Raw genomic sequence first — 863 nt, forward strand, 5'->3', positions numbered from 1 at the left:
TCCTCTCCAACATCTTTCACAGAATATAGCTTATATGGTTCCTCAGATCATAGATACTGACCTTTGCCTTTGGCTTTGGTAATGGAAATTTGTTGAGAAATAGTCGAAACTTCTCCCAAGTGAATGATTTTCGTTGACTTCTGCGATTCATCCACTTGAAGAATTGTTTTACTACCTCATCTTGGAACTGCACCACATTAGTTAGATTGTCTGTAATACAATAGTAATTGTAATAACCCTTTAGAGAACGTCTTAGTCTTTTGACTATATCCCTCATGGCTAGATGACGGTTGGCTTTCAGCCACTCCTTATTCTCCTTTAGCTTAGAGGACATTTTCTTCTTGCTTGTCTTGCGCTTCACACGAAAATTACCTTTCTTGCTTTTGCTACAGTAATGTGTGAAGCCAAGAAAATTGAAAGTTGGTGGGTTGCCCATTCCCTTTCTTCTATGATTTCCTTCAGAGAACCTTCCAAAAGGAATAATCTTCGTTTTATCCTCAGCTATTTCCAAATTGAACTTATTCAATCTTCGTTTTAAAGCGTCATAGAATGCATGTGCATCCTCGTAGTATTGAAAACAGCAAACAAAGTCATCTGCATATCGGACAAGATATGCCTGCCCCTTACTTCTTTTCTTCACATGTCGCTCAAACCATAAGTCCAAGACATAATGCAGGTAAACATTAGCTAGTATTGGCGAAATCAATCCGCCTTGAGGTGTTCCGTTCTCTGTCTTGTAGTATCTTGCTTGCTCCATGTATCCACCCTTAAGAAATCGGGCGATTATACGAAGAAAGCTCGGGTCCGCAATACGTTCTTTCAGGAATTCCAACATCCACTTGTGGTCTACATTATCAAAGAAA

At 39.3% G+C, this 863-nt stretch carries 1 protein-coding gene; it reads right to left on the bottom strand.

Annotated elements, in window-relative coordinates; all coding sequences use genetic code 11:
- Positions 1–16: 16 nt before the first annotated feature.
- Positions 17–863, bottom strand: an 847-nt coding sequence (locus ACFQ3N_RS20430) for a reverse transcriptase domain-containing protein (RefSeq protein ID WP_390365092.1), incomplete at its 5' end; no start/stop codon positions are given.

The organism is Virgibacillus byunsanensis (genome assembly GCF_042675965.1).
GTDB classification, from domain to species: Bacteria; Bacillota; Bacilli; order Bacillales; family Amphibacillaceae; genus Virgibacillus_R; species Virgibacillus_R byunsanensis.